This is a genomic window from Haoranjiania flava, assembly GCF_025631005.1.
Classification (GTDB): Bacteria; Bacteroidota; Bacteroidia; order Chitinophagales; family Chitinophagaceae; genus Haoranjiania; species Haoranjiania flava.
Genome location: NZ_JAOTPL010000042.1, coordinates 1 through 1,839, shown reverse-complemented (window position 1 = coordinate 1,839; position 1,839 = coordinate 1). Strand labels below are relative to the sequence as shown.

The following is a 1,839-nucleotide window of genomic DNA, read 5'->3' as shown; positions in this document are numbered from 1 at the left end:
GTTTGGGTATTGCCGAAGGCGGGGATTTTTAGCACTAAAGTTCAAGCGAAGAACAAATGTTGAACCTTACACAAATGCCCAATCGAAGAACTTCAGCCCCGCTTTTGGCAATACCTTGTTAGCGGTTCGTGCTTTCTTTTTTAAATGTTTCATGTCTTTCATTATGTTCTACACTAATAACTATATCAAGCATTAGATTTTCAACAGTCGAAATAATTCAGTTATATTATTCATATTTACTGAGATTGAATTTTCACCATGGGCAATTTTATTTCTGAATAATAGCAATTTGTTTAGCTTTTGTTCATAGGTTTCATCAACTTTGTCAATACAAAATCTTTCGAGTATTTTGTTAAGGACTTTGAAATTCACATTTGATTCAGTTGGAATACTTGGCTTTATGTTGATAGTATTGGTCAATAAAGAATCAATCACATTTACTAGCCTTTTTTTTGCATCAAAATTTATTCTAGGGTTATTAAAATCACATTCACTATCAAGTTGATGTGTCAATAAAGATAGCGCAATGTCTGTTCTGCTAATTGCTAGCGAGTTTAAATGATTTGAATATATTGAAAAGCAGTTTTTAACGAAGCCTTCCCATATAGCATATATCGCAGGAATTGTGTATTTTATTTGCAATTCTTTATGGTCGTCTCTAAAACTATATCTAATCGGAAGGCTTTTAAGGGTAGCTAGTTCAGAAACACGCCACTCAATATCTGCAACAATTTCATCTACAAATGTGATAGCCATGAATTAACTTCCAAATATTTGGTTTGCAACTTCAATACGTTTCATAATTCGTGATTTACTCGCAGAGGCAGAACCCGAAGCCTTTTTAAAATTTTCTGACTCCTTTAAATCGTTTATTTTTTGGATTATGATATCTGTCCTTTCATTTGAATATCTATCTAAATTATTGGAAATACCAATAGTTACACAATCGAATAGACTCGTTGAAAAAACATTATTACTACCTCTAAATGTTTCTTTGCCAATCGGAGAAAGAATACGAACAGTTTCATTGAAAACTCTCTCTAATTCTGTAATTCTGACTGGTTGCGAAACAATTGCCCTCATATAATTTGTCATATGCTGAGAAATGTTTTCGGAAAGCTCTTCTTTAAAATCATACAACGAACAAAAGCGTAGAACTAATTCGTCCATGTATAATTGTTCAACTTGTCGTTCAGTAGGTTGAACAAGAGATATGAAGTCAGCCTTTTCAGCGGATCGTCTTAAAAACGAATTGAATTCTTTACTAACTCCTCGGAAAATTGCGTTGCGAATTTCTTGGTCCGTCAGCTCTGAACCGCCTGTATTTAGTCTATTGAAGAGTTCATATCTCATGTCAAATGCACTATTCCATTTAATTATTTCTACGCGACAAGAAGCTCTTTTAATGTTAAGTTGAAATTTTAAAGGCAAATCCTTACATGCTAAATTTTCTAAATCACGTGCAATGTCACCTTTGCACATAATCCAATTATTTTTTTCTGGTATAGTTTTTAGAATTCCAAAGAATGAAAAAATTGATGATATTCTCTGTAGTCCGTCCACAAGCTCCCACCGACCATTTTCATCTTCTGCTACAAATATTGGAGGTATAGGTATCCCTATTAGTATTGACTCGATAAATCTGGTTCGCTGATAAATACCCCAACGAAACAACCTTTGAAAATCGGGATCAATAATTATTTCTTCCCGTTCATACATGCTCATGATTTCTCCAAATGACATATCGAGCCTATCGGTAGACAAGCTATTCCGTGTTTCCTCTAGTTGCTGTTCTAATTTTTTTATTTTGTCCATGTAGTTGTTGGTTTAGCATGACCG

2 protein-coding genes are annotated in these 1,839 nt (G+C 33.8%); both read right to left on the bottom strand.

The features are described from left to right. Positions 1 to 192: 192 nt before the first annotated feature. The gene (locus tag OD355_RS13740) at positions 193 to 756 is read right to left on the bottom strand and encodes an MAE_28990/MAE_18760 family HEPN-like nuclease (protein ID WP_263039068.1); all 564 of its coding nucleotides are present in this window, start codon (positions 754 to 756) and stop codon (positions 193 to 195) included. 3 nt (positions 757 to 759) lie between these two features. After that, a complete protein-coding gene (locus OD355_RS13735) occupies positions 760 to 1,815 on the bottom strand; it encodes a DUF262 domain-containing protein (RefSeq protein WP_263039067.1) in 1,056 nt (351 codons plus the stop codon). Positions 1,816 to 1,839: the final 24 nt, after the last annotated feature.